At 43.2% G+C, this 1,204-nt stretch carries 2 protein-coding genes; both read right to left on the bottom strand.

Annotated features, from left to right (window positions below):
* On the bottom strand, positions 1-812 hold an 812-nt coding region (locus A3735_RS32350), incomplete at its 3' end, for a peptidoglycan DD-metalloendopeptidase family protein (protein ID WP_068637516.1).
* Positions 806-1,204 (bottom strand): DUF4124 domain-containing protein (locus A3735_RS02275; protein WP_068637514.1); only part of this gene is annotated, 399 nt, incomplete at its 5' end. The genes A3735_RS02275 and A3735_RS32350, both read right to left, overlap by 7 nt.

Raw genomic sequence — 1,204 nt, 5'->3', positions numbered from 1 at the left:
TTGTCATTTTTACGTATAACAAAATGTAGGTGTGGGCCTGTGGAGTAACCCGTGTTCCCTGAGAGCGCCAAGATTTGACCTGCCTTAACTTTATCCCCAGCTTTCACTCGTATACTGCCCAAGAGTAAATGTGCATACACCGCATAAGTTCCATCATCGTGAAGAACTCTTACGACATTCGCTTTATCAATAAAAAAAGGGCTTGAAACGCCAGCTGAGGCATAGTCATCTTTTGTCGAAATAACGACTCCACCGCGCGCTGCGCTAATCTGGGTTCCTACTGTCATACCAATATCGATTGCATATAGGCTTGGTTGCGAATTGTGGCTAAAGCGGCCCTTGAAGCTTTGCGTGACTTTCATTGGTTTAAAGTTTTTGAATGGTGGTAAGTAGTGGCTTTGTGTATGACGACTGTCAGGGGAGCCGATCACATAGAAGAAACGATGTTCGCCAGAAAAAATGCGGGTTTGGCTTTGATATACTGCTTCTTGTGAATTTTCTGGAATAAGCTTGCTTAGTTTATGCGTGCCAACACTTAAGAATATTTGAATTGGTGCAAAATAGGGGGTGTGAACAATAAAGTCAGTTCCATTGTCACTGTGTGAAAGCACGAGATGAGGTTTAAGTGTTTTCTTAGTTTTGCTTTGGTAATTGATACTCTCAACTTTTGTTTGTTTGGAAGCAGGTTTTTTATCGCTATAGTGCCACTTACCATCACTACCTTGATATTTGTATATTTGGGCGTATACGTTTTGAGCCGAGAACGCAAAGATCAATGCTAGCGTCAGCGCAACGAAGCTTATCTTTAGCATCGTTTTTCTATCTCTTTTGCCAGTTTCTGGGCCCGTTCTTTACGCTCTTTTTCAGAGACTTTGACAGCTTGATTATTGTCATCGAGAAAAACAACACGACCTACAATCGTCTGTAAATAAGATCGTGCCCAATTACACCAATCGTCCTTTGTAGGTTGATCCTTTCGTTTACTCTGCCATTGTTCGAGTTTTTGCTGGCGTAATGCGTCCAGATCTTCTGCCTGGCGTTGAAGCTGCTCGGGTGAGCTGAGTTCACTGGTTATATTCATTTTGCTTGTGTCGATCTCGACTTCTTTTGCAGCAGAAGGCGCTCGAGCGTGATCACTGAAATGAACTTGCCCATTGGCGTCAGTCCAGCGAAAAACCTCAGCACTCACATTTGGTAACACCAG

Source organism: Oleiphilus sp. HI0061 (genome assembly GCF_001635675.1).
The sequence above is the reverse complement of the archived record's forward strand: the minus strand, read 5'-3'. Positions and strand labels throughout refer to the sequence as shown.